This window comes from Gordonia sp. OPL2 (genome assembly GCF_003797825.1).
GTDB lineage: Bacteria > Actinomycetota > Actinomycetes > Mycobacteriales > Mycobacteriaceae > Gordonia.
This window is the reverse complement of record NZ_RKME01000116.1, coordinates 1-410: the sequence shown is the minus strand read 5'-3', so window position 1 is coordinate 410 and position 410 is coordinate 1. Positions and strand designations below refer to the sequence as shown.

Below are 410 nucleotides of genomic sequence, written 5' to 3'. Positions count from 1 at the left end.
GGCCTTCGCCGGCCACCCGAGCGTCGGCGCGGCCTGGGCGGCGGTGAGCTGCGGCCTGGCCCAGCCTCGCGACGGCGCCCTGCTGCAGCAGTGCGCGGCGGGGGTGCTGCCCGTGCGGGTGAGCGGCCCGGCCGAGGCACTCCAGATCCAGCTGGCCAGCCCACCGGCGCGGCAACTGGCGACTGGCGCAGATGCGGCACCCGAAGCACTGCTGGCCCTCGCCGCCAACGGGCACGTGCCCGAACTCTGGGACAACGGCGCGCGCTGGTGGCTGCTGCCGCTGCGCGATGCCGCCGCTGTGCGCGGCCTGGCGCCGGACATGGCCGCCCTGCGCGACTGGAGCCTTGCCACCGAGGCCACCGGCGTGGCCGTATTCGCCGACGAAGCCGGTACCGACCACACCCGTGTGG

At 76.6% G+C, this 410-nt stretch carries 1 protein-coding gene; it reads left to right on the top strand.

Annotation, left to right across the window (positions count from 1 at the left end):
• Positions 1-410 (top strand): PhzF family phenazine biosynthesis protein (locus tag EEB19_RS26565; RefSeq protein ID WP_187590308.1); only part of this gene is annotated, 410 nt, incomplete at both ends.